Annotated in this window: 18 protein-coding genes and 1 riboswitch; of the genes, 9 read left to right on the top strand and 9 right to left on the bottom strand. The window is 62.3% G+C overall.

The features are described 5' to 3' along the window. Nucleotides 1–14: 14 nt before the first annotated feature. The 8 genes from GMST_RS14205 to GMST_RS14175 all read right to left on the bottom strand — a co-directional run bounded on the left by GMST_RS14205 (nucleotide 15) and on the right by GMST_RS14175 (nucleotide 13,783). On the bottom strand, nucleotides 15–3,011 hold the full coding sequence (locus tag GMST_RS14205; RefSeq protein WP_183355348.1) for a CxxxxCH/CxxCH domain c-type cytochrome: 2,997 nt from the start codon (nucleotides 3,009–3,011) through the stop codon (nucleotides 15–17). A 93-nt stretch (nucleotides 3,012–3,104) separates the two neighbouring features. Further along, nucleotides 3,105–3,788: a hypothetical protein gene (locus GMST_RS14200; protein ID WP_183355347.1), complete on the bottom strand. Its 684-nt coding sequence runs from the start codon at nucleotides 3,786–3,788 to the stop codon at nucleotides 3,105–3,107. 11 nt (nucleotides 3,789–3,799) lie between these two features. Continuing rightward, a complete protein-coding gene (locus GMST_RS14195) occupies nucleotides 3,800–4,150 on the bottom strand; it encodes a hypothetical protein (RefSeq protein WP_183355346.1) in 351 nt (116 codons plus the stop codon). A gap of 369 nt (nucleotides 4,151–4,519) precedes the next feature. Then, a riboswitch (cyclic di-GMP riboswitch) is annotated at nucleotides 4,520–4,597 on the bottom strand. A gap of 373 nt (nucleotides 4,598–4,970) precedes the next feature. Further along, nucleotides 4,971–5,804, bottom strand: a complete 834-nt coding sequence (locus GMST_RS14190) for a cytochrome c biogenesis protein (RefSeq protein ID WP_308936498.1) — start codon at nucleotides 5,802–5,804, stop codon at nucleotides 4,971–4,973. After that, a complete protein-coding gene (locus GMST_RS22265; protein ID WP_246399644.1) occupies nucleotides 5,801–7,102 on the bottom strand; it encodes a cytochrome c biogenesis ResB family protein in 1,302 nt (433 codons plus the stop codon). Before GMST_RS22265 ends, GMST_RS14190 begins: the two co-directional genes overlap by 4 nt. Nucleotides 7,103–7,111: 9 nt before the next feature. Further along, entirely contained in the window at nucleotides 7,112–7,612 is a 501-nt protein-coding gene (locus tag GMST_RS14185; RefSeq protein WP_183355344.1) for a hypothetical protein, read from the bottom strand. Between the two features lie 96 nt (nucleotides 7,613–7,708). After that, entirely contained in the window at nucleotides 7,709–11,590 is a 3,882-nt protein-coding gene (locus GMST_RS14180; protein ID WP_183355343.1) for a cytochrome c3 family protein, read from the bottom strand. Nucleotides 11,591–11,668: 78 nt separating this feature from the next. Further along, nucleotides 11,669–13,783, bottom strand: a complete 2,115-nt coding sequence (locus tag GMST_RS14175) for a CxxxxCH/CxxCH domain c-type cytochrome (RefSeq protein WP_183355342.1) — start codon at nucleotides 13,781–13,783, stop codon at nucleotides 11,669–11,671. Between the two features lie 742 nt (nucleotides 13,784–14,525). Here GMST_RS14175 and GMST_RS14170 point away from each other — a divergent pair. From GMST_RS14170 to GMST_RS14130, 9 genes are all read left to right on the top strand, one after another. Then, on the top strand, nucleotides 14,526–14,849 hold the full coding sequence (locus GMST_RS14170) for a hypothetical protein (RefSeq protein ID WP_183355341.1): 324 nt from the start codon (nucleotides 14,526–14,528) through the stop codon (nucleotides 14,847–14,849). 33 nt (nucleotides 14,850–14,882) lie between these two features. Continuing rightward, complete coding sequence (locus GMST_RS14165) at nucleotides 14,883–15,587, top strand: hypothetical protein (RefSeq protein WP_183355340.1); 705 nt, start codon at nucleotides 14,883–14,885, stop codon at nucleotides 15,585–15,587. A 356-nt stretch (nucleotides 15,588–15,943) separates the two neighbouring features. Next, complete coding sequence (locus GMST_RS14160; protein ID WP_183355339.1) at nucleotides 15,944–19,108, top strand: PocR ligand-binding domain-containing protein; 3,165 nt, start codon at nucleotides 15,944–15,946, stop codon at nucleotides 19,106–19,108. A 228-nt stretch (nucleotides 19,109–19,336) separates the two neighbouring features. Further along, the gene (locus tag GMST_RS14155; protein ID WP_183355338.1) at nucleotides 19,337–20,011 is read left to right on the top strand and encodes a YiaD family glycine zipper/OmpA-like lipoprotein; all 675 of its coding nucleotides are present in this window, start codon (nucleotides 19,337–19,339) and stop codon (nucleotides 20,009–20,011) included. A 157-nt stretch (nucleotides 20,012–20,168) separates the two neighbouring features. Next, nucleotides 20,169–20,498 carry an ArsR/SmtB family transcription factor gene (locus tag GMST_RS14150; RefSeq protein WP_183355337.1) on the top strand — a complete coding sequence of 110 codons (330 nt, stop codon included), beginning with the start codon at nucleotides 20,169–20,171 and terminating at the stop codon, nucleotides 20,496–20,498. Beyond that, nucleotides 20,491–20,955 (top strand): SRPBCC family protein, encoded by a 465-nt coding sequence (locus GMST_RS14145; RefSeq protein ID WP_183355336.1) that lies wholly within the window; start codon nucleotides 20,491–20,493, stop codon nucleotides 20,953–20,955. Before GMST_RS14150 ends, GMST_RS14145 begins: the two co-directional genes overlap by 8 nt. A gap of 316 nt (nucleotides 20,956–21,271) precedes the next feature. Beyond that, the gene (locus GMST_RS14140) at nucleotides 21,272–21,538 is read left to right on the top strand and encodes a DksA/TraR family C4-type zinc finger protein (RefSeq protein WP_183355335.1); all 267 of its coding nucleotides are present in this window, start codon (nucleotides 21,272–21,274) and stop codon (nucleotides 21,536–21,538) included. A 279-nt stretch (nucleotides 21,539–21,817) separates the two neighbouring features. Beyond that, nucleotides 21,818–22,252 carry a hypothetical protein gene (locus tag GMST_RS14135; protein WP_246399642.1) on the top strand — a complete coding sequence of 145 codons (435 nt, stop codon included), beginning with the start codon at nucleotides 21,818–21,820 and terminating at the stop codon, nucleotides 22,250–22,252. 859 nt (nucleotides 22,253–23,111) lie between these two features. Further along, a complete protein-coding gene (locus tag GMST_RS14130; protein WP_183355334.1) occupies nucleotides 23,112–23,276 on the top strand; it encodes a hypothetical protein in 165 nt (54 codons plus the stop codon). A 163-nt stretch (nucleotides 23,277–23,439) separates the two neighbouring features. On the opposite strand, the gene GMST_RS14125 is transcribed toward GMST_RS14130, so the two are convergent. Further along, nucleotides 23,440–23,868 carry a bacteriohemerythrin gene (locus GMST_RS14125; RefSeq protein WP_183355333.1) on the bottom strand — a complete coding sequence of 143 codons (429 nt, stop codon included), beginning with the start codon at nucleotides 23,866–23,868 and terminating at the stop codon, nucleotides 23,440–23,442. Nucleotides 23,869–24,242 lie beyond the last annotated feature (374 nt).

Genomic DNA, 24,242 nt, shown 5'->3' with positions numbered 1-24,242 from the left:
TCGGCGTTCCCCTGCTAGCGCTCGATAGACCAGCGCGGGGTCTTGGTCATGTGGCAGCTTACGTTGAAACAGCTGCCGGTTACGTTGCGCGCCGGCGGATTGACCAGCTTCGCACCGGTGTAGGTCGCAAACCCGTCCCCGAAGCGGAACTTCGGATCTATCTCCACGTGCACGTTGGAGATGTGGGTGGAGACCGGGGTGACCATCTGGTGGTACGTCGTGGAGCCGGTCCTGCCGCCGTTGTGGCACATGTTGCAGTTCGCGAAGCCCTCGGACGGCTTGGCGTTGGGCGCGATGTGCGCCGCCACGAGGTGCGCGCCGCCGCCGCCGGAGTAGTCCTCGAAGCGCGCGCTGGACCAGACGCCCTGCACCCCGAAGGCGAGCTTCGGCATCTTCGGTGCGGGAGGATACCCGTGGCAGGAGTCGCAGGAACCGCCGACCGGCTTGAAGGCCCCCGCGCTGGCGTTGTGGCTGTGGCAGTTGAGACAGTTGCTGGTGTAGTGCCCGGTCTCGGGGACGCCGGCGCGGTAGTGGCTGGTCAGGGTGTGGCAGACCTGGCACAGGCCGCGGTTGGTGACGTTGTCCACCAGCCCGTTGATCGGATCGCTAACGGTGATGGTGCTCCCGTTGATGCTCGAGCGCAGCATCGAGATGTTGCTGCTGCCGTGCGGCTCGTGGCACGAGGCGCAGGCCATGTTCGCGCTCCCGCCTTTCACGGTGACGTGGGTGCTCATGTTCAGGGACGCGGCAGTTACCTTGGTGGAATCCTGGTGGCAGGCGTTGCACTCCACGTTGAGCGCGCCGACGTAGGCGCTCAGCAGGCGGTTCGTGGTCCCCAGGGCAGAGGAGATGTGGTTGCTCGTCGAGTCGTGGCAGCCGGTGCAGGCCTGCCCGATCCCCGGACGGCCATGCCCCTGGCTCGCCGCCAGCGTCTTGTCCGGAGCGGTGATCCCGTTGATGACGGAGAGCGCGCCGCCGGTGGTAGCGTGGCAGCTCTCGCAGGTAACCCTGCCGCCGGCCCAGTTGGTGGTCTGGTTGTGGCAGCCCAGGCAGGCGCCGTTGGTCGAGAAGCCCGCGTTCAGGTTGAGTACGCCGTTTGCGTGGTTCGCGCCGAGCTCGCCGGTATAGACGTGGCAGGCGGAGCAGGAGTTCCCCGAGGTCGGGTCGAGCTTCGGACCGTAGGCCGCGCTGTAGTGGGCGCCGTGCCCGTTACTGGCGACCAGGCCGCCGGTGGTGGTGGAGAGCGCCTTGTGGCAGGTGCCGCACGCCCCGGTCGACGGGGTCTTCCAGTTGGGGGTCACGCTGCCGTGGCAGGCGGTGGTGCAGGTGGCGGCCGCCGCGTTGTAGAAGGCGGCGACGTCGCGCACGCCGTTGCCGTGCAGGCTCGCGTTGACGATGTTCGTGGAACCGGAGACGGTGGCGCCGTGGCAGGTATCGCAGGTGTACCCCCTGCCGGTCGCCGGGTTCACGTGTTTGGCGTGGGCGTAGGTCGCGAGGCTCGAGGCGTCGCCGTGGCAGCCGTTGCAGCCAAGCGAGGTCCCCCACTTGGCGGCGGCCACGTTCGCGATGATGCCGTTACCCGAGTGGCAGCTCACGTTGGAGCAGGTCCCCCCCGTGGAGGAGTACTGATAGGTGAAGGTTGCGCCGGTGCCCGCCTGCAGGTCGTAGGTGCCGTTCATGTGGTTCGCGGGGGTGGTGATGGTGGTCCCGTTCGAGGTCGTACTGGCGTGGCACTTGTCGCAGGTGTAGCTGTGGGTGCCGTGGCTGTTCACCTTGGGGTTACCGTTCGCATAGGCCGGCGGGAAACCGTGGCAGCCGTTGCAGGTCTTGTACACGTCGAGCACGCCGTTTTGGTGCGCCGAAGGATCGGTGTTGTGGCACATGCTGCAGTTGGTGTAGGCGGTCGGGTGCGCCGTACCCGGGTCGAACCACTTGGTGACCGTCGGCGGATTGCCGTGGCAGGTATCGCACGACGCGGTAAAGGACCCCGCGGTGCTGTTGTGGCTGTGGCACTTGCTGCAGACCCTGGGGTCGGTGCTCGCGTGCTCCGCAATGGAGGCGGGCGGGGTGTGGCACCCTTCGCAGACACCGGTTCCGGCTACGTTTTTGTACTCCATGCGGCTGCCGGTATAGCGGAAGAACACCTGCTTGCTTTTCCCCGGCAGGTTTCTCCGGATCAGCTTGATGTTCGGCCCCAGCGCACCGGTCGGGTCGTTGGGATCGTAGTCCACGTGGGCGCCGTGGCAGTCGAGGCACTGGATGTCCTGCCCCCTGGCGTTGTGGTTCGTCTTGCCGGCGTGGCAGTTGGTGCAGAGGTTCATCTTGTCCGGGGTTCCCAAGGCAACGGCCGCCCCGCGCGGGTTGGTGCGCAGCAGGTTGCCGTCCCCGGTACTGAGGTTCTTGAAGCCGTTCACGTAGTTCGAGCTGCGGGAATCCGCGCCATGCACTCCGTGACAGGTCGAGCAGATCACCTTGCCGTCAGCGCTCAGCTTGCTGCCGAGATCCGAGGTCGGGTTGCTGGGATTGGCGTTGACCGGGGTGGTGCCGACGAATTTCGCGGGCGCTGCCTTGGCTGCCGCACTGTAACCGACGAGCACCGGGTGGCTCCCGGTTGCCGCGGTGGGCGCGACGCGCGACCGGTGGCAGTCGAAGCACATCTGGTCGGTGTCGTTGGCCTCCCGCAGGTACCTGGTGTTCTTGTTCACATGGGGGTTGTGACAGTTGGTACAGGCAAGCTGGGACCCGGTATAGTCCTGCCCCTGGACCAGCACCCCGTCGGCCGGCGCCTGGGCACCCGCAGCGGGGTTGGTGACGCTCCCCCCCCAGCGATGCGAGGTGTTGCCCTGGTCGGCATTCGAGAACTTGTACGCAGAGGAGCCAGTTGTGCTGTGACAGGTCAGGCAGTTACCGTTTATGACGTTACTGTCCGTCGGTGCCGTCGAGTTATGACACGTTATGCAGGAACTGACGTGAGGAGCGTCCACTGCGCCGGCATTGATACTTGTCACCATGCCAAGCACACCAATGCAGAGTGTTATAAACAACTGTTTTTTCATTATCTGGCTCCCAAACCGCTTATGCGTATAGTGGTGCAAAGACACCTATCAATGGCATCCGAAACATTTCGACGTGAACTTGGCCGCTACGTCGACAGTACCGTTTTGGTGCTGGCTCGGCGCTGTGATGTAATTCGAGATGATGGTCGTTCCGTCCGGTGACATGTTCGACTTGGCGTCGGGGTGGCACAGGTCGCAGTTGTCGCCGCCGCCGTGAGAACCGCTGTGCCAGTTGTTCCCGTTCTGGGGGGGGTTGCCGTGGCAGCTGTTGCAGTTGGTGGTGGCATTGTCCTGCCAGAGGGCGGTCGCGTTGCTCATCCCGCCGTAGTTGACGGTGACGGGCACCGAGGTGTTTGCGCCGTAGTCCCAGATGTAGTAGGTGTAGGTGCCGGCGGGGACACCGTGACAGGCTATGTTCGTGCAACTGGCCGGGGTGTTGGCCTGCGGCGTGCTCCAGTTGCCGGAGGGGACGTACACCGGAGTCGGACCGCCGGGCCAGAAAGCCCCCTTCGAGCTGTCTTTGAAGAAGGTGCCAGCCGCCATGAACGACCCGGTCATGTTGTGGCACGCCTTGCAGTCGTTCATGAAGGACTGATGCTTGGTGTGCATCACGTCGGGGCAGAGGTCGTTGTTCTTCGCGTCAAGGCAGTAGTTGGTGGCATTCCCCACCGAACTCAGCACCGCCACGATGAGCGCCGCAGAACAAAGCGATATGGCAAGTATTTTTTTCATGTATCGACCCCTTACGGATATCCAACCGTCGAGCTGCCTGCAGCCATGCCGTTTCCGCTGGTTTGTTTCGGCTTTTTGTATTTCTTCAGGACGTAGCTGTTGATGGACGCGTCGTGCGGCACCCATTCCTGCCCGTTGTAGATGTATTCGCGCTTGTCCTTGGTGTTGTAGTAGAGCTGGAGGACCTTCGCGTTGGCGGGCTCGCGCTCCAGGCGCGGTACCTCTTTGGCGAAACTAGGCGCAGGCGCAACGAGGATCGCAGAACAGAGGAACAAGAGTGTTGCCGCAGTAGTCAGCGCAGCAGCTGCCACCTTTTTGCAAAAGAAACGGCCTCGCGCATCCAGCTGGTTAGATAAATTCATGCCGTGGAATCCTCCCTCAATTACGGTGTTGATGGTGCAACAAGAAGGTCCGCCCGCAGCTCCCCGGAGAGAGGGCTTCAGCTTTGGACTGGAGACTCATGCTGCCCGTTGACGCGTCGTTCGCCAGCGACAACCGTCGTGGGGAACCGGTGGGTTGCTCTGGCGTTAAGCTTATATCCTGGCCCTGTCCTCGCGGGGTGCGCTTCGGATCGGGTAAGGCTCATGCTGAGTACTTATTCGGGGAGGTGGCAGGTACCGGACCGTTGTTGCCGGTCGGTGATCGGAAGGAACCTCTCCGTGGGGTGCGGTCCCGGGTTTTTCGCCCCTTGCGGGCACAAAAAAAGCCGGTGCTTTATATCAGTGATGATATTCGGCATCCCGGCTGTCTTGACTTGAAGACCCTAGGCTTTCCGCCCCACCCTCACGGATGGTTTAGTCTTATCGTTATCGGCGTATCGAATTACTGCGCGACATAGAAAAAATACACAAAAACGTTTTACGGCTGCAACGATTTTAAAATTATAATTTTTTAATCAAACTCCGTCTCTCACCTGGTCCCCGCTCTGGAGAAGCTCCCTCCTTGGAACCGTCGGACGAGGCAGGCTTTTGCCGTACACCCCGCATCGGAATTCTTCGCGCCTTGTGATGTATACCACACGCAAAAAGATATAACAACCGAATTTATAACAAATCACCCTCGGCGGGTCAGGCGGTCCGCGCCGGGGATGAGCCTCGAATGAGGCAGCCTCTTCCGGAAGCGACCACACGCTCCCCGTACCCCCCCTCGCCGGCTCCGGCCCTGGACTCCTCCCCTCCCCTCTTACCTGAAATACTCGGCGTGGATCGAGGTGTTCATGTGGGAGGTCACGAACAGCGACACGAGCGACACCACGAAACAGAGGATGAAAAACCCAGCTGCGGCCTTTCCCGAGATGCGGAAGAAGCGGCGGCAATGGAGGTAGATCCCAAAGAGCATCCAGGTCACCAGCGACCAGGTTTCCACGGGATCCCACCCCCAAAAACGCCCCCAGGACTGGTACGCCCAGATGGAGCCGGCCAGCATCCCGATGGTCCAGAAGACGAAGCCGAAACCGGCGAAGCGGTAGGCGTAGACGTCGAGCTGGCCGATCTCGGGGAGCCGCATGAGCCAGGGAGCGGGGCTCGGTCGCTGCCTCAACAGGTAGAACAGCGAGAAGGCCAAGGCGATCAGGAGCGTGGCCAGGGCGATCTTGTAGAGGCCGATGTGGATGATGAGCCAGATGCTGCTGAAGGTAGCCGGCAGGGTGCGGATCCCGGGGTTGTAGAACATGGCGAGCGCCAGCAGCAGGAAGGTCATCGGGAACACCACGACGCTTGCCGGCCTCACCTTGGGATACGGCTTCAGGCAGACCAGGTAGAGGCAGACCGCCATCCAGGCGTCGGAGGTCAGTACCTCGCTCGGCGCCATGTAGGGGCCGTGTCCGACCACGCTCCACCAGTAGGCCATGACGGAGCTGTGGACCAGGAGCCCGATCCAAAGCGGGATGAAGCTGCGCCGCTCGACCGTACCGTTTCTGAAGAGCACGCCGTAGACGTTGCAGAGTGTGGCGACGATGTAGAACAAAACGGCGCACCAGGTGCCGCCGGTGTAGAGAGCTATCGGGTTGATTATCACTGCTGCCTCACTTCTTCGATGATGTCTCGGTACTCGTCTGCATAAAACTCCGGGAACCTGGCCGCCCGCCAACCGATACGGTACCCCCCGGGGCTCTTCTCTGCGGTGATTTCCCGGGGAACGACGAAGTAGTTCAGCGCGGCGCCGAGGCAGATGACGAAGAAACCGAGGAAGATGACCTCGATCCCCGCGATACGCACCATGATGAGCTTGGTCCATTTCACGGACTGGACCAGCCGGACCCGGACCTCCCCCAGGGTGCCGCTCTCGCCGGTCTTCAGCGAAACCCGCGCGAGTTCCCGCTTCCCCTCCATAAGCCGCAGAAAGAGCAGCGGATTGCTGCTGGTCAGGGTCCGGTAGCCGGCATCCGCGTAGTACTTGGCCGACAGCTCTGCTGCGAGCCAGGGGAGCCTGAAGTTGGCGTACCCCGCCTGGTCGGCGGCGCTGGGGAAGGGAAGCTGCAACTCTTCCCGGTGCACGCTGCCGTCCGGTGCCGTGAACTCGACCCGAAAGGCATCGCCGTAGCTGGTGGTCTGATAGATCGTGACCCCGCGGTGCTTCAACAGGGCGTTTATCGAGACCGCGCGCCTCCCCCCTCCCTCCGAGGCGTCCGCAAAGCGCAGCTCCGCGGTCGGCTGCTGGGTGCCGCGCCCCGCGCCGAGATCGATGCGCAAGCGCTCCAATCCCACCGAGAAGTCCCTTCTAAAGGGCGGCGCCAGCACCCCCCTTTCCTCTGAACTCCACAGGGCCTGCGGCGGGACCTCCGTCCCCTCGGCCAGGGTCAAGGCACCGCGCTGCTGCGTCACCGCGATGTACAGCGAGGCGGCAGTCGCCAGCACGATGCCGCCGTGCAGCAGGAAATTACCCCAGTACCCCCAGGGATGCCTCACGAAGCGCGCAAGCTCCCCCGACGACATGAGGACGTAGCCCCTCTTGCGCAGCGCAGCTGCAAGGGCCTCGGCAGGGAGCTCGAGAACCTCGCCCCCTCCGGCGCCAGGGCCGGTAAAGGTTCTACGCCAGGCGGACCGGCATTGCTCGGCCGTGGAAAGCGCAAGCGACAGGGAGGCGACCAGCAGTAGGGCGGCGAACCAGGGGGTGGAGAACAGCTGAAACAGTCCCAGCCGCTCCGCCCACGGCAAGAGGCGCGGATGGGAGGCGCGCCAGACAGCGAGTTCCGCGGCGGATGTCGCCACCCGCTGCGGCACGATGCCGCCGACGAGCACCGAGGCGAAGATCAGAATGAGGAGCGCGATGACCGTCTTTCGCGAGGTAAGCGTCGCTCGAAGTCTCTGCAGCATGCGCTGAACCTATCTCCCGTTCGTTTTCTGTTGCGCCAGGGCAGTGGAGACGCTGGTAGCGGCGACCAGCCAGCGGTCGCCCTCTTTTTTCAGCTCGTAGCTCACCTGGTAGGGGAAGTCCTTCTTCTCAAGCGATCTCTGGCCGTGGTCGATGTTGACGTGGACGAAGTCCCAGGTCTCGGTGGTCCTGACGGCAGCGCTCTCCGGTTTCGGGAAGCTTATGGAGTCGAAGGCGACCGTCTTAAGCTTCGACTCCAGCCGGACGCGCCCCTCGCCCAGGGCCGCCATGTGCGAGTAGAGCTTGGCGGCGTGGTCGGCGGTTGCGACCAGCTGCATGGGGTTCATGTCCATGTTTTTGTAGCAGCTCGCCAACTGGTCGGTGTAGCGCATGACGGCGGCCTTCACCTGGCGCTGCTCGCCGGTTTCCGAATTGCAGGCGACGCACGATAATAGCAGCACGATAACGAACAGTCGAAGGAATAAGATTGCGGGTTTGCTGCAAGTTGCCATGGTTCTCCTGGTGTGTCCGTTTTATAAGTAGAAAAGGCCGAGGGATTCCCTGGGCCTTTTCCTCTTCAAGCTACTGCGACCTGGCAGGAAAGGAGCCTACCAGGTTTCGCTCCCCGTGGAGCCCGAGTGGTGGCCGCAGTCGGTTTTGCAGCTGCCGTTTTCGCTGTAGCTGCTGACGCCGTTTGCCTTGGTGAACCCGGTGATACCGGTGAAGCTGCCTCCGTTGCCGTCCGGGGCAAACCGTGCGGGGAGGCCTGCCGTATGGGTGGTCATCAGACGGGAGACCTTGCCGCCGTGGGGCACCCTGATGTGGCAGTTGACGCACGCCGCACCGGTGTGGTCGGACCGGCCGATGACATTGCCGTGGCCGGTGCTGCTGCAGTCGTGGCAGTTCTTGCAGAAAAGACCCTTGCTGCCGCTGCCGGTCCCCTGGTTGGAGATGGTGAAGAAGGAACCGGACGAGGTGCCGTTGTTGGCGGCATCGGTATAGGGCCAGGCCTTGTTGGTGCCCGAAAGCATCCACTTGACGCCGGAGCCGTGGGGCCCGAGCGAGCCGCCGGTAGAGTCGGTGGCGTGGCAGTCGGAGCAGGTCATGGTCTGGGTCCCCACGTTCTTCCAGGGCGCCACCATCTGGCTTGCCGCGAGAGCTTTGGTGCCGGTGGAGCCGACCTGGTTGTTCAGGCTTACCACGACCGGGTGCGCCGACTTGTTGTTCGGGTTGAAGGCGAGCCCGAGGTCGGTCCACGCCGCGGCGCCGGTGCCTCCCCACGCCGTCACGTTGGCGTTGGCGCCCGAGTGGCACTTGAAGCAGACCTGCCATTCGAAGCCGGCTGCGCTCTTTTGCGTCAGGGCGCCGTAGGCGCTCTGGGCGGGAGCGGTCCAGTTGGCCGGCCAGGACGCCGGGACCTGTACCCCCATGGCGCCGATCAGGGCCGGGGAGCCCAGGTTGCCGTTCGCGACCCCTTGACCGTTGCTGCCGGGCCGGGCCTGGTGCGCATTGTGGCAGTCGGCACATTCGACATGCTTTGCCGCAGAGACGTCTGCGAGCGTCTCGGTTGCCGTGTGCAGACCGTTCGCGTAGGCGCCGGGGATGTGCCCGTAGGCTTTCTGTACCGGTACCGTCGTGGTGGCGGTGTAGAAGGAGGCGAAGGTGTCTACGGCGTTGGCTGCCATCGAAGCCGCACCGTACCAGTCCTGGGTGTCCTGCGACTTGTAGGTGCCGCCGTTGATGACCTGGTCCGCGGCCCGGCTGTGGCAGCGCATGCAGAAGGCGGAAGCATCCGGAGTTGCGCCGCCCAAGGGGGAGAGGATGTCGGCCACATCGGAGCCGTGGGTGCCGAACTGGTTCCCCGCAGCCTGGTACTTCTTCGCAGTCGTGTCGTTGTGGCACTTGGAGCAGTTGGACTGGAAGCTGGAGTTGTCCTTCTTGTAGGCCGAAGCCACCGCGTAGTTGTGTGCCGAGGCGGCGAAGCTATCTTTGCCGATCGGCAGCGTGTTCGGAGTGCTGGTATCGATGGACTTGGTCTGCGCGCTCTGGTGGCAGCTTACGCAGATGCCGCCGCCGGTCGCGCCGGAGACGAAGTCGGTATTGCTGTAGGTGGTTCCCGGAGCGCCGGCTGCCGGAGCGATCGTGGTGTCGAGTTTCAGGTTGGCGGCGCGGCCGATGCTGTTGGCGCTGTTCAGGTCGGCGCGGAAGATGTTGTGGTCGGCATGGCAGTTGAGGCATCCCGACGCGCTATCGAGGGCGTGGTGGTACGCCCCCTGGCTCAGGGTGTCATGACAGAGCAGGCAGTCCTTGCCGCCGACGGAGTCGGGCGCGAACCCCAGGTTGTGTTCGTGGCAGCCGGTGCAGTCCACGCTCCCCTTGTGGGGGGTGTAGTTGACCGAGTTGTCTTTACGGTGGTAGGCGGTCTGGCTGTGGCAGACCTCGCAGACGTTAGTGGAGGAGGTGTGGGCGCTGTCGTCGCCCAACGCCTGCTGGTAGACCACCTGGTTGCCGAGGATACTGCCGCTCACCAGGCCCGCGTTCCCGGTTCCCTTGGCGTGGCAGGTGGAGCAGGTGTAGGCGCCGTCCTTGCCGTCGGCTATCCCCCACCCCCCCTGGGCGGCCCACTTGTCAGAGCCGAGGTTCTGGCTGTTGTGCATGAGCTGGCTCGCCTTGCTGGACTGCGAGCCGGTGGCCACGTTGGTACCGATGAACCCGTCCGGGGAGCCGAAGGTGGCTTTGAAGTAGTAGGTGACGCCTGCGCCGTCCACCCCCCTGGGCAGGTTGGTGAGGGTGGCGCTCCAGACGCCGTCCCCCTTGGTGGCGGCCACGCTGTTCGGGTAGCTGCCGTTCACGGTGCCGTAGCTGATGGTGCAGGTGTTGCTGTTGTTGGCATCGCCGCTGAAGTTCTGGTTCACGGTCATCCCGGACTGGGTGACGTTGCTGAACGTCATGGGGCCCACGATGGTCTCGGGGTGCTTGAGAACGGTAAAGACGCCGGGGGTACCGGTATCGCCGTTGGGGTTCTTGACGGTGACGCTGCCGGCCCCCAGGGGGGCGTTGTCGGCGACGGAGACGGTCGCCGTGAGAGACGAAGAGCTGTTGTAGACCAGGTTCTTCACGGTGATGCCGCTGCCGCCGAAGGCTACCGTGGCGCCGTTCACGAAGAAGCTGCCGTTGATGGCCACATCCTGGCTGGCGGTGCCGACGTAGGCGCCGGCGGGCGAGAGGGAGGAAATCGCCGGGAGCCCCGCGGTGAGGGTCAGGAGCCCGGTGGTGGTCCGGGTGCCGAAGTCCGGGTTCACGATGGTGATGTCCCGGGTGCCGGTGCTGGCAACCGGGCTCACGGTGACGTTGACGGTGAGGGAGGTGGCGCTGTTGTAGGTCACGCTGTTAACCGTGACGCCGCTGCCGCTGAAGGAGACGCCCGGTTTGTTGGTAAGGCCGGAACTGGTCACGGCGATGTCCCCGGTGTACCCCTGCGGGACGCTGGTCGGGGCGATGCTGGTGGTCCCCGGGGAGGCGCTCAGGGTAAGTGTGCTGGTCGCGCTCTGGCCGTCCCCTTTGTTGGTTACCGTGATGGTGGAGCTGGAGGCGCTGGTGCTGGCCGAGCCGGTCGAGACGTACCCGCTGATGGTGGTCGCGTTGACCACGCTGTAGCTCCCCATGGTGGCGTTGCCGCTGGAGGTGACGGTCACCCCGTTGTTGGTGTCGAAGTTCGTGCCGGTAATGGTGAACGGTACGTTGCTGGCGCCGCGGCCGATGGTGGACGGCGTCAGTGCGCTGATGGTCGGCGCGGGCCCCGGAGGGTTCGGCGACTCGTTCACCGAGAAGTAGGAGTAGACCGAGCTGCTGTAGCGGGCCCACAGGGAGGCGGTGGCCGTGCCGGAACCGGTGTACGCCTTCACCACGATCTTCACGCGGTGGCCGGCCGGGATCTGGTAGGCGGCCGGGGCGGTGAAGGTCAGGGCGTTGCTCACCGGGGTGGAGGAGCCGCTGGTCTGGGCCGTGGCGTTGCTGGTCCAGATCGGGGTGTCGACGCCCCCTGCGGCAGGGTCGTAGTCGTAGACATAGGCCTTCCAGTTCACGTTGGCGGAGCGGGTCCCCGCGATGACCAGGGTCGGGGTGTAGAGGTACTGCGCCGCGGCGTACTGCGGGCCGTACACCGTGCCGATGACGGTTTCGGCGGTGGTGGCGGTATTGGTGCCGAGGGCTGCGCTGCTGCGGGTCGCAGGGGTCGTGGTTATCATGGAGAACTTGCCGGCGCCGCTCGCTATCGCGCTGGCGCCGGTACTGGTGCTGCCGTCCCGGCCGACGTTCACCGCCGTGGAATCCATGGTGAAGTTGTAGATGGTCGCCGCGGCCTGTACGAAGGCCGGCTTGTACCACCCCTCGTACATGAATATGCTGGATAAGGCGGTAACCAGGAACACCAGGGCGACCCTGGTCTTAAAACTCAACCCCCTGATCTGTCTCGAGAGCATCTTTCCCATTTCGTGTAACCTCGCTTTATAGACTGGTAAGTAAGTATCGTCAGTTAGGAGCAGCGGCCGACCGGCCCGACCCGACCGTTACAGCTTCGAGTGGCAGTCGACGCAGGAGATCTTGACCGCGCTGTTCCAGGCCGGGGTCACCAGGTTGTTATGGCATGCGATGTTGGAGCAGGTGGCATTGGCATAACTTCCGGCGCTCAAGGGCTGTACCGAGGTGTCGATCGAGCCGTTTCTGGTCCAGATGGCGGGGTCGACGCTCGTGAGCTGCGCCTTGGAGACCTCGCTCGCGGCGATGAAGCTCACCTTGACCGTCCCATTCACGTGGTTCGGGTAGTAGATGTTCCGGTTGGCGTCGACCGTCGCGCTGTGGCACTTCACGCAGCTGTAAGTGGCGGGGTAGCTGATCCCGCTGCTGCCGTCGTGGATGCCGTTGATCGAGGTGTGGGCGAAATGGGCGCCGCTGGTCGGGGCAGCCGCGTGGCACATCGAGCAGCGGTCCTGGCCGACAAAACCGGTGTACCAGTTGGGACTCGCGACAAAGCCCCCTTTGCCGTCGCTGTGGCAGACGCTGGCGCTGCAGGTGACGTTGGTCTTGCTGGTGCCGGCAAAGCCGTTCCCCGCTAAGACGATGGTCCCGTTCCAGTGGTTCGCGTTGCTGGTCGGGTGGCAGTAGGCGCAGCCGAACCGGTACCCCGTGGCGTCGGTGTTGTTGTTGAGGAAATACGGGTCGCTGCCGCCGTACGCGGTCACCAAGGTCGGCAGGTTCCCGACGTGGGCCGCGTGCGAGCTGCTCAGGGTGGGGTGGCAGGTGGTGCAGGTAAGGTTCGCGACGTTCAGGTCGAGGCTCCCGTTGTTGTGCAGCGAGCCGTTGAAGTCGGTGTACAGGTGACAGAAGGTGCAGTTGAACGGCGCGGTGGTCGCCGTTGTGTGCGCCGGGCTCGCGGGGGGGTACGCGTGGCAGGCGCTGCAGGAGTTGGCGCCCGTGACGAGGTTCACCGTGCCGTCGTTGTGGCTGGGCGCCGTGGCCGAGGTGTGGCAGCTGTCGCAGGCGGTATCCCCCGCCTTGTGGGAGTACTTCTGGACGCCGCTGTAGAAGACGGAGTCGGTCGGGGGGAGCGCGTGGCAGCCGCCGCAGGCGACGTTCGCGCTGAAGGACCCTTTAGCGTTGGCGTGGCTGTGGCAGGCCGTGCAGTCGGAAGGTCCCTTGCTGTCGTGCAGCGCCCCGTACGGTTTGGCGCCGGTCGGAACCGCGTGGCAGGATTGGCAGACGCCGGAGCCGTCGCCGTTTTTGTAGTAGTCGCCGGCGCGGAAGAAGGTCTGGGCGTTTTTCCCCGGCAGGTACCTGCGCACCAGGCTCACGTTGGTCCCCTGGGCCCCGGCGGGGTCTGCGGGGTCGTAGTCGACGTGGGCGGCATGGCAGTCGAGGCACTGGATGTCCTGCCCCTTGGCGTTGTGGTTGTACTTCCCGGTATGGCAGCTGGTGCAGAAGTTGGCGTTGTCGGGGTTGCCGGCAGTGACTGCGGCCCCGCGGGCCTCGGCGCGCAAGAGCGAGCCGTCCTGCGTCACGCTGTCGTGCACGTCGTGGCAGGTGCTGCACAGAAGCGTGCCGCCGGTCGCGGCGAGCCCGGCGCTCAGCGCCGCATTCCCGGGGGTGCTGCTGAAACCGCCGGCGGCCACGGCATCCTGGTACTTGACGTTGACCGGGTGGCTGGCCGGGGACCTGGTCGGGTCGACCCGGTGGCTTGTGACGTTGCGGGAGCGGTGGCAGTCGAGGCAGAGCTGGTCCGCGCTGCCGGTCCTCAGGAAGCCTGCGGCAGTATTGTTGGTGGCATGCGGGTTATGGCAGTTCACGCAGGCAAGGGTGCTCCCGGTGACGCGGGATACCTCTGCCAGCGCGCCGCTGGTCGGTTTCTGGGCGCCGGCCGCAGGGTTCACCGCGTTGCCGCTCCAGCTGTGGGAGGTACCACCCTGCCGGCTGGGGTCGAGCTTGTGGGTGACCGCAGCGTTATTGGCTGCCACGTCGTGACACTGGAGGCAGGAGTTATTGAAGGTCGGGCCGTCGGGAATCGGGGTGTTGTGGCAACTGATACATGAGGGCACGTTGGCCAGGTTGTGGCTAACAGCTCCGGCACCGCGAGGTTGGACCAAAGCAAAGGCAGCGAGGCCAATGGCAACCAGCAACATCTTTTTCATTCTTCGGCTCCTTGTTGGGAAATTCCACATTATATAAAGCATAAAAGCGGTTTTTAGCGTGCAAAAACTCACAGAAGAGCTGGAGCGAATCTCAAAGACTAATTAATATATTCTTAATTTATCCAAGATATTTCATCGCATACTGCAAATATCGCACCTTTGGTAGTTTCCTTTGTTTTGATGGAGTTAGTTCGTTGTAGGCAACTGAATTCGTGCCATATAGCGTAAACAAACATCGTCAAATCGCTTACAGGTAGATTACGCTTTTTTCCTAAGACGCCAGGCTTTATACCCTAAAGTTAAAACAACAATATCATTGCCGTTTTTTATTGAAGCGGGATTACTCCGGCCTTTTAAAGATGTGAAAACACACATGCCCCCGCCTCCCCCCCCCGGCAGGTCCCCCTTTCTGGCCTGTCGTCGCCTATAATAATTCTCCAAGAGTATCCACTGCTTACACAATGCCGGCCGGGATTCCGCCATATGGCGTAGCTGTCGGTACGACAATACCGGCCAGCGGGGACGAAGGCGCCGTTATTGCGCAAGGTGCGGCATTGGCAGGAATTTTGCTGTAAAAGCGCCGTCGAGCGTCGGCTTTCGTCCTCTTGGTAACTCTATGCCGAGGCCTTTTTTCCCGGTGCGGACCTGAGCCCTACCCTTCTCAAGCGACGAAGCGCCATCGGCTGGCGCCGTGACGAACCTTCTGGAACCTTACAGATAACCATAAGAGGAGCTCATCAGCATGAAAAGAACCGACTCATCTCTCAAGCCGACCCGTGTGCCCTGCCGTTTGGTCAGACAGGCAACTCTCCCCGCCACGATGCTCTGCGCGCTGCTGCTGGCTGTGTCTCCGGCCTCCGCCAAAGAGGTCCAGCGCCTGCCTCACGAACCGAGCAACCCGAAAATCCACACGGTGTACTTCAACACCACCGACAACAAGGAATACATCTACAACGGGCAGGAATGGGTTCCCCACGACGCCTCGATCGACAGCTACGTCCTGAAGAAGTACAAGAAGCCGAACCCGAAGCCCTCGAAGCTGAAAGCTGACACCGACAAGAAATAGCCGGCAACCAACTACATTTCCCGGGGTACCTACATGAAAAGAAGACGTGTGTCAGCCGCAGCACTCGGATTGGCCCTCCTGCTCCAGGCGGCCACCGGCTCGGTTGCCGACAGTGCCAACTACTGCATCGATGCCACGAGCAACGACCTTTGTCCCGACATCATGCACACCATCCATCAGAACTACATGAACGACTGCGATGCCTGCCACAAGGTGACGAGCAGCTTCATCGTGTCGGGGACCTTCTTCAAGGACAGCGCGAAACCCGCCTTCCAGCCCGGCGGTCCGGCCCCGCTCTTCACCAAGTCGGGGGCCTGGAACAACCCGAAAACCGCCGAGCCCGCCACCTGCTCGAACATCGCCTGCCACAACGTGCCGGCCGGGAATTTCACCTACTACATCTGGGACTGGGGTCTCGACGAGGCGGTACCGGTCACCATCCAGTACGGGGGGATGAGCAGCGCCACGGCCAAGTGGCTCTACGACAACGCGAGTAACTGCGACAGCTGCCACGGCAGCCCGCCGAAAAACTACTCGTACGTCTGGCACAGCGGGCAGCACGGCAACAGCATGATCGGCGCCAACAACTGTGAAACCTGCCATCCGGACGCCAAATCCAGCACGACCGTCGACGGCAAGACCATCCTCTCCAACTACGTGACCGCCCCGAGCCAGCATGCCAACGGCACCGTGGATGTCGTCGCCAAGTACACCTCCAAATGCTTCGGCTGCCATTGATGCGGGCAGTTCCGCCGGCCGGCAGCTCGTTCGCGAGCCGGCTGGCGGCACCCTCCCCGGGCCCGCGCAGGTTAAACCTTGCGCGGGTTTTTTTGCGTCCGGGGGAGGGGCTCCCGCTTCGGCGAGAAATTTGGCGTGCGTTACCCGGTAGAGCTCTGTTATTATCAGGCGTTGCGCCTTTGCGGCTGCCTGGCGGAAGGTAGCGCACTGTTTTGAGGCGGTGCGGGGCCGTTGTCGGAACCCGGCCGGCTGCTGTTTTTATTCAACGATTCCGTGCGAAAACCGATTACCTGCCATACGGGGAGAGACGGCCCGATCTCCCTTTCGAACCTCACGAGAACCACAGAGGATTCCCAATGAACCTGCAGAATAGGGGTAGTAACAGGCTGTGGTACAGCCCGGTCATCATGCTCGCCACCTTCCTGGTGTTTTTTGCGGCCATCATGTGGCTGGTGAACCAGAACTCCTACAACTCCAGGCGCGCCGAGCTTAGGAGCGGCGCCGAGTCTCTCGCACGAAGCATGCAGCTGCGCTTCAAGGGGAACGAGGACTACCTGCAGATGCTGGCAAAGGACCGCGCCTCCGGCGCCCTCGATGCCAGGCGGTTCCAGGAGCGCGCCCAGCGCTACGTCCTGGGGCATCCGGAAATCTTCAACGTAACCTGGGTCGACGCGGATCTTTTCATCCGCGATGTCTCCCCCCTTGAGGGTAACGAGCAGATACTCGGGCTCCACCTGGACCTACCGGAGCCCAAACGGGCGGCCCAACTGGCCCGGGAGACCCGCCAGCCGGCCTACACCCTCCCCTTCGAGGCGATCCAGGGCAATCCCTCCATCGAGGTCTGGGTTCCGGTGTTCCGCGGGGACCGCTTCCTCGGCCTGTTCGCCGGCGTGTACTCCTGCCAGAGGTTGCTGCAGGCCCTGGCTGCCCCCCAGGTCGGCGCCACCCACCCGGTAAGCCTCAGGGACGCCTCGGGCGGGCTCCTGGCCGAACTGAGCGGGGCCGGCCACCCAGACCCCGACCCCGACCTCGTCTACCGGACCGCGCTGCTCCCCGTGGGGGGCGGAGTGCAGCTGCAGCTGGGGTCCTACGGGCGGGGGCTCGACTGGGTGCTCTTGACGCTGGAATTCTTCTGCCTGTCGCTGGTCCTCGGCATGTGTTACGCGATGTGGGGGGTAAAGCGCGAGATCGGCGCGCGCAGCGAGGTCGAGGCAGAGCTGCGCGCCCAAACGGCCAGGCTGCAAAAGAGCGAAACCTACTTCCGGATCATGAACGAGCAGGCCACCGAAGCCCTCCTGGTGTACGACGTCGACCTGGACCGCTTCGTCGATGCCAACAGGATGGCCGAAGTCATGTTCGGCTGCAGCCGGGACGAGCTCCTGAAAAGCGGCCCCTTGAGGTTCTTCGCCCCCGAGCAGCCCGACCAGCGGCAGGCAACCGAAACCATGGCCGAGCACAACGCCGCCGCGCTCGCCGGAGAAACCCCGTGCTTCGAGCGGGCGGTCCGCAGCCTCGACGGCCGGGAGCTATTGTGCGAGGTACGGCTGACCCGGCTCCCCGACGACGAGCGCCGGCTGATCCGCTCGACCTTCTTCGACATCACCGGGCGCAAGCGCCTGGAAGACACCCTGCAGCAGCAGACCGCGCGGCTCGAAGAGGAGCTGGTCGAGCGCCAGGTGGCCCAGGAAACGCTGCAGGACCAGACCGTGCTGCTCGAGGAGGAGATCGAGGAGCGCCGGCGGGTGGAAAAGGCGCTCAAGCAGAGCGAGACCACGGTCCGCAACCGCCTCAAGGCGATCATGGAGCCCGACGGCGACCTGGGATCCCTGGAACTCTCCGACATCGTCGACTGCGAGATGCTGCAGTCCATGCTGGAGGACTTTTACCGGCTGACCGGGATGCTGGGCGCGGTCCTCGACGTCTCGGGGAAGGTCCTGGTCGCGGTCGGCTGGCAGGACATCTGCACCAAGTTTCACCGCTGCCACCCCGCCACCCTGAGAAACTGCCTGGAAAGCGACACCCAGCTGACCAACGGCGTCCCGGTGGGGTCCTTCAAGCACTACCGCTGCAAGAACAACATGTGGGACATGGTCACCCCGCTCGAGGTGGGGGGAAGGCACGTGGGGAACATCTTCATCGGGCAGTTCTTTTACGAGGACGAGGCCCCCGACGTGGAGTTCTTCCGTGCCCAGGCGCGGCGCTACGGCTTCGACGAGGCGGAATACCTGGCCGCCCTGGACCGGGTGCCGCGCTTCAGCCGCGCGACGGCCGAGGCGGGGATGCAGTTCTACGCCAAACTGACCAAGATCATCTCGACCCTAAGCTTCAGCACCATCCGGCTGTCGCGGGCGCTCAACGAGCGCATCCACCTGGAAGAGCAGCTCAGGCAGGCGCAGAAAATGGAGACCGTGGGGCAACTGGCCGGCGGGGTGGCCCACGACTTCAACAACATCCTGCAGGTGATCATCGGCTACGGCGACCTTTTGCAGCGCGACGCCGCGCTGAGCGACCGGCACAAGGAAGAGGTCGCCCACATCCTCGGCTCGGCGGAAAAGGCCTCCCAGCTTACCCGGGGGCTTTTGGCCTTCAGCCGCAAGCAGGTCTTCGCGCTCAAGCCGCTCTACCTGAACGAGGTGATCGAACACTTCAAGAAGTTCATCGTGAGGGTCATCGGCGAGGACATCCAGCTGCGGACCGTCACCCAGGGGAAAGGGCCCATGATCTACGCCGACCAGGGGCAGATGGAACAGGTCCTGGTCAACCTGGCGACCAACGCCCGCGACGCCATGAAGAAGGGGGGGCTCTTGACCATCGAGACCGGCACCCGGATGGTGGCGGCCTCGGCCGAGCAGGAGCTGGGCGGCATAGAGCCGGGCCCCTACGCGGCGGTGACGGTTACCGACACCGGCTGCGGCATGGACCACGAGACCAGCCAGAGGATCTTCGAGCCGTTCTACACCACCAAGGAAGTGGGGGAAGGGACCGGCCTTGGCATGTCGATCGTCTACGGGATCGTCAAGCAGCATAACGGCTTCATCGATGTCGAGAGCGCGCCGGGGCGCGGCACCAGGTTCAGCATCTGCCTGCCGGTCTACCACGCGGAAGAGCCCGAGGAAAAAGCGCCCCCCGCACCGCTCGACCTGCCGCCGGGGGGGAGCGAGACCATCCTCCTCGCCGAAGACGATACCGACGTGCGCGGCCTCATGGTGTCGGTCCTTACCAAGTTCGGTTACCGGGTGATCGAGGCGGTGGACGGCGAGGATGCCGTGGAGAAATTCGCGGAGCACCGGGGGAGCATAGCGCTCGTGGTGATGGACATGATCATGCCCAAGAAAAACGGCAAGGCGGCCTACGACGAGATATCCCTGCAGAGCCCCGAGGTAAGGGTCCTCTATTCCAGCGGATATACCGCCGATTTCATGCAGAACCGGGGGGTCTCCGGCAAGGAGGTCGAACTGATCATGAAGCCGGTCCAGCCGATGGAACTGCTGCGCAAGGTACGAGCCATGCTGGACGCCTAGGCCGGGTCCCGGCCGGGGGAAGTTGTCGGCCGAGAGTGCCGCAAGAGGGACGCCGCACTTTACATGAGGTCGCACTTGAGTATATATGGATTGAAAGGCATTCCCCCCTTGATATCATTCTCAAGGACGAACCGCGCGTACCGTGGGAGCCGCGGGTTGTAGCCGCGGCCTCCGGGTCGCGAGGTTCCCCGGCATCAAGCGGAAAGCATACAATAAAAGGAGGAAGCGATGGATTTCAAATGGCTTGCGAAAGTTGTGGCGTGTGCTGTAGCAGTTGCCTCACTGACCACTGGCTGCGCGACGAACCCGGATGGCAGCTACGAATACAAGAGGACCGCCATCGGCGGAGTTGGCGGGGCCGCGCTGGGTGCCGGCGTCGGCGCGCTGTTCGGCGGAGGAAAAGGAGCGGCCATCGGCGGGTTGACCGGTGCGGTAGTTGGCGGCGGCGTCGGCAACTACATGGACCGCCAGGCGGCAGCCTTGAAAAAGAACATGCCCGAAGCGGCAGTCGTGCGGGACGGCGATAAAGTCTATGTCGCGCTCCCCTCCGGCATCCTGTTCGACACCGGCAAGGACGTCCTCAAGCCGGATGCGAAAGACTCCCTGGCCAAAGCAGCGGCGACCCTGAAGAACTCCGAGACCAACATCGTCATTCAGGGGCACACCGACTCCACCGGGTCCGATGCCGTCAATCAGCCCCTGAGCCAAAGAAGGGCGAACCACGTCCGTGACTTCCTCGCGGCCAACGGCGTACCGTCTTCCCGGATGACCGCGGTCGGCTACGGCTCGAGCCGTCCGGCAGTCCCCAACGACACAGCCGAAAATCGCGCGTTAAACCGTCGCGTGCAGATGGAAATCAGCCCCAACGCGAAGATCAAGGCACAAACCAGCGGAGAAAACTAGCGATACCAGGCTTCAACACAAAAGGGCTTCCGGGACAATCTCGGAAGCCCTTGGTTTATCCGGACATCTCCGTTTCAATTCCCCCCTGCCGTCACCCTGCCCCGTCACCCTGTTTCGATTGCTTGACAACGCAACCCTTTGGTTGCATATTTACATCATGGCTACCAACGAAGACAACGTGTTCAAGGCCTTAGCCGATGGCAGCCGCCGGGCCTTGCTGGACCGGCTTCGAGTCTGCAACGGGCTTACGCTTAACGAGCTGTGTGAAGGTCATGAGATGACCCGCCAGGCGGTGACCAAGCATCTTGCCGTACTCGAAGCGGCCGACCTGGTGGTAACCAAGTGGCGGGGGCGCGAGAAGCTGCATTACCTGAACCCGGTACCGATCAACGAGATCTACACCCGTTGGATCGGGAAGTTCGAGCGAGGGCGGCTCCAGGCACTGGACAACCTGAAAGAGGCCCTTGAGGAGGATCGTCATGAGTAAAAGCGAGTTTATCTACACCATCTACATCAAGACCACCCCGGAAAAGCTGTGGGATGCCCTTACCAACGTCGAGTTCATGAAGCAGTATTGGTTCGGCACCCATTGCGAGAGCGATTGGCGGGCAGGCTCTTCGTGGAGGTTGGTCTTTGCCGACGGCCAGACCGCCGATGCCGGGGAGATCGTCGAGAGCGTTGCGCCCAAGCGTCTGGCGATCCGGTGGCGCAACGAATGGAATCCCGAGTTGAAAGAGGAGGGGTACTCACTGTGCGTCTTTGACATCGAACCGACCGATTCCGCGGTCAAGCTCACCGTTACCCACAGCCTGGACAAGGAAGGCTCCAAACTGATCGAAGCCGTCTCCGGCGGATGGCCGCAGGTTCTGTCCAACATCAAGTCGCTGTTGGAAACCGGCCAGGTGGTCCTGGCGCAGCATGTCGATTGCAGAGAGAAGGCCTAAGGCGCCTGATTGAGAAGGCTGCTGCCCAGGCAGCAGAGCGCAAAGGGCTCGCGACACATCGCCGCGAGCCCTCTTTTTGTCTGGATATGCGCAGAAATGGCCGTCGGCGAAGACGGCAGACTTCCCAGCTACCGGTGAGCGGGATCAGTTGGAGTCGTCTATGCGCTGTTAACATCCAAACAGGCGTTAGGTCAGCAAGCAATTTAGGCAAGGACAAGCGCTGTCCCCCTCCAGGGAAATCGCAGCTAAGTTGACCGAGAAGGGAGTATACTGGTCAGGTATCACACTCAACAATTACAGGTAAAAGGAAAGAGTCATGGCAGTTGGTTGGTCACGTGACGAGGCAGTGCAGGAGCAGATAGATGCCACGGTAGACTCCGCGGTCGAGTTGGCCAAGAGCCGGTTACCGCATGGGGAGAGTCTGACGCATTGCGAGGAGTGCGAGGCTCCCATACCCGAAGCGCGCCGCAAGGCGCTGCCGGGTGTCCGCTATTGCGTGAAATGCCAATCGGAACACGAGAAAAGGCTGAAGGCGGAAGCCCTCTACAACCGGAGAGGTAGCAAAGACAGCCAGCTGAGGTGAGCTCTGCCCCTCAGAAGTTCCCAAGGACCGGCCGGAAATCATCCTGCCCCTAAAACCCGATCGCCCTGGCATGCCCAGGCAGGACCCGGGTCCACTGCTTTCCGACCTCCATGGCTGAGCCCCGCCTGTTTGCCCGTCGTCTTTTGCTCCCCCCAAAAAAGTGATCCTTGCCGTTGCATTTTCGGTGGGGGCGCCTATCCTTGTGTGGTCAATTAACAGACGCCAACCGAAACAGCCAACGCATCTGCGCGGGCGGCAGGCGAGACCAAGGAGGTACCAATGACCGTGACCAACGTGCTGATCAGGATCCTGCGGAACTACCGGCATATGGGGCCGGGTAAGTTCCACGCATTCGTTCTGAAGATCGTAAGGGCCCTTACCGACAACCCGAAGATCCCTGCGTCGACCTGGGGGGCCAACCCGAACCTGCTGGCGACCTTCCTTGAGGTAGGGGCGAAATACGATGGCGTGTATCATAAGGCAAACTATGGGAGTGTCCTGGACATCAGCGAGCGCGAGATTCTGCAGCAGCAGTTGATAGCCTATCTGGATGAAATGGTCGCTGACCTCGAGGCCGAGAGCGTGCGGAACCCCGAGATACTTATTTACTGCGGCTTTGATCTGGCCAAGGAGCGCAGGGGTAATACCAGGAAAAAAATCGCGCACGCCGCAGCCGAGGCAACCGTTGCCGAACATTACACGGACAACACCTGAACGCTCCTGCCAAAGCGGCCGGCTCCCAGCCGGTAGCAAACAGTTTCCACCTCAAGGGGTTACCGTCCTGGCAACCCCTGCCATCTCTTCCCGCGGTATCTCTCCCCGAATCCCTCTCAAAGAACCGGTTACGAGCGAGTTTCCCACACCTATGCAGCGGATTTCCATGATCCCGCACCGGATTACTTTTCCGCTGCAGCGGATGAGTAATGCTCCGTACCCGACTGGTTATCCCGCGTACCTCACTGCCTATCTTGTGCACCGGGCTGGTTATCCTGCACGCCTGACTACTTATCCTGCGCGTCCGACTGCTTTTCCTGCACGCCCGACTGCTTATCCTGCCTACCTGACTGCTTATCCTGCCTGCCGGATTGCTTCTCCTGTACACCAGTCTGCTTTTCCTCCCATCAAGGCTGCTTTTCCGGCGTACCGGACTACTTATCCTGCCTAACAGGCTGGTTATCCTGCGCAGCCGATTGCTTATCCGGAGCATCGAATTAGCAGTGCGCCACATCGTGCTGCTTATGCTGCAGACCGGATCACCTTTGCGATGCGCAGCATTGCTTATCCTGCGCACCGGGCTGGTTTGCTGGCTTAGGTGACTACTCTTCCGCCCCGTACCGGACTGCGTTTCCCTTGGGCGATAAACGGTACCGGTTAGAATGGTAATAGTTGGAGGTAAAATATGGAGCTTTGCCCCCAGGGTACTCTGTACAGAGAAGCCCCGGCAAAGAGGTCTTTGGGACAGCTTGGTTTGATGTGTTGAAAAAGGGAAGCTCTTCGTGACGTAAGCGGCGTGGTTGCCCTATACTGACATAGTGAAACACCAACTACCGAGTAAGGCCAGGGGGCAGCGAAGATGTCCTTGATCATCTATCTCATAGGTTTCGCCTTCGTCATCGGCGGTACGGCGTGGGCTCTGGTAAGCGCCGGGGTGAGCACGGAGCATGTGCTGATCGTCACGGTCATTCTCATCGGGGTTGCGATCTTGACCGGGGTAACACGCACTCGCACACGAGACTGAGTCGGACGGGCCACCCGTTACACCGCAGGCCCAACACCAGAAGCGAGGACTGAGACTATAGCGGCGACCGGCAAGAGACCCAGCCCAAAACGCATCTTAGCGCCACCCTATGAGTTCCTAAAGCTGCTAGAGTGCAAGCTGGCACCAGTGTTTGCTCCAGCCCCTAAAACCCGATCACACTGGCATGCCCACATCTCTCGCGGTCGAACCTGCCGAGATCGGCATCAAGCACCGTGATGTGCGATATCAACCAGACCTTCAGGAACGTGAGCAGGGTAAGGGTAAGGCCTCCCACGCCGTTTTTGAAACTGTCGACTGCCTTGGAAACCTCCCTGGAAAACCGCTCGTGATCGAGCCTGTGTTCGGAGAGTCCCGGATAGTTGTGTTCGGCCATCCATTTTTCCTCGAAGGCGAAATGCCCTGCCACATAGTCAGACAAAGATTCGAGCACGCCCAGATAATCGCTTTTGCCATAGCGTCCCTGTACGAACATGTCGTGAATCCGGTCGATCAGGGCCAATAACTCTCTATGATCGTGGTCAATCCGCTCTATTCCGGTAGAGTATCTCGAATCCCACTTTTGCTTTGCCATCAAATTCCCTCCTAAAGTGTACCCATAAGGGACAACAGTTCCTGCATCACCGTTATAGGGAGCAGATGCCATGCCAATGCGCTCCCTACACAAAATAAGCAGGTTAGCAGGGGGGGATGTGGCATGGTGTGTACCAGGAGGGGACAGTTGTGCTCCAGAGATACAGACGCACCAGGAAACGGAGAGAAGTTGGCATCTGAAAACGCAAAGGGTCAAAGCTCCGTATTCCACATGTCAAATGTGGAGCTTTGACCCCTGAGTTCCTCCAAGACAAAACCGTGCAGAAATGGTTAACCGGCCCGAGCGATATCCCTGGCCTAGTTACATCACCAAGGAACGAGAAAGCCCGGAGCCGTAATGGCTTCGGGCTTTAT

This window comes from Geomonas silvestris (assembly GCF_014193515.1).
In the GTDB taxonomy this organism is placed as follows: Bacteria; Desulfobacterota; Desulfuromonadia; order Geobacterales; family Geobacteraceae; genus Geomonas; species Geomonas silvestris.
This window is presented reverse-complemented; position numbering and strand designations above follow the sequence as displayed.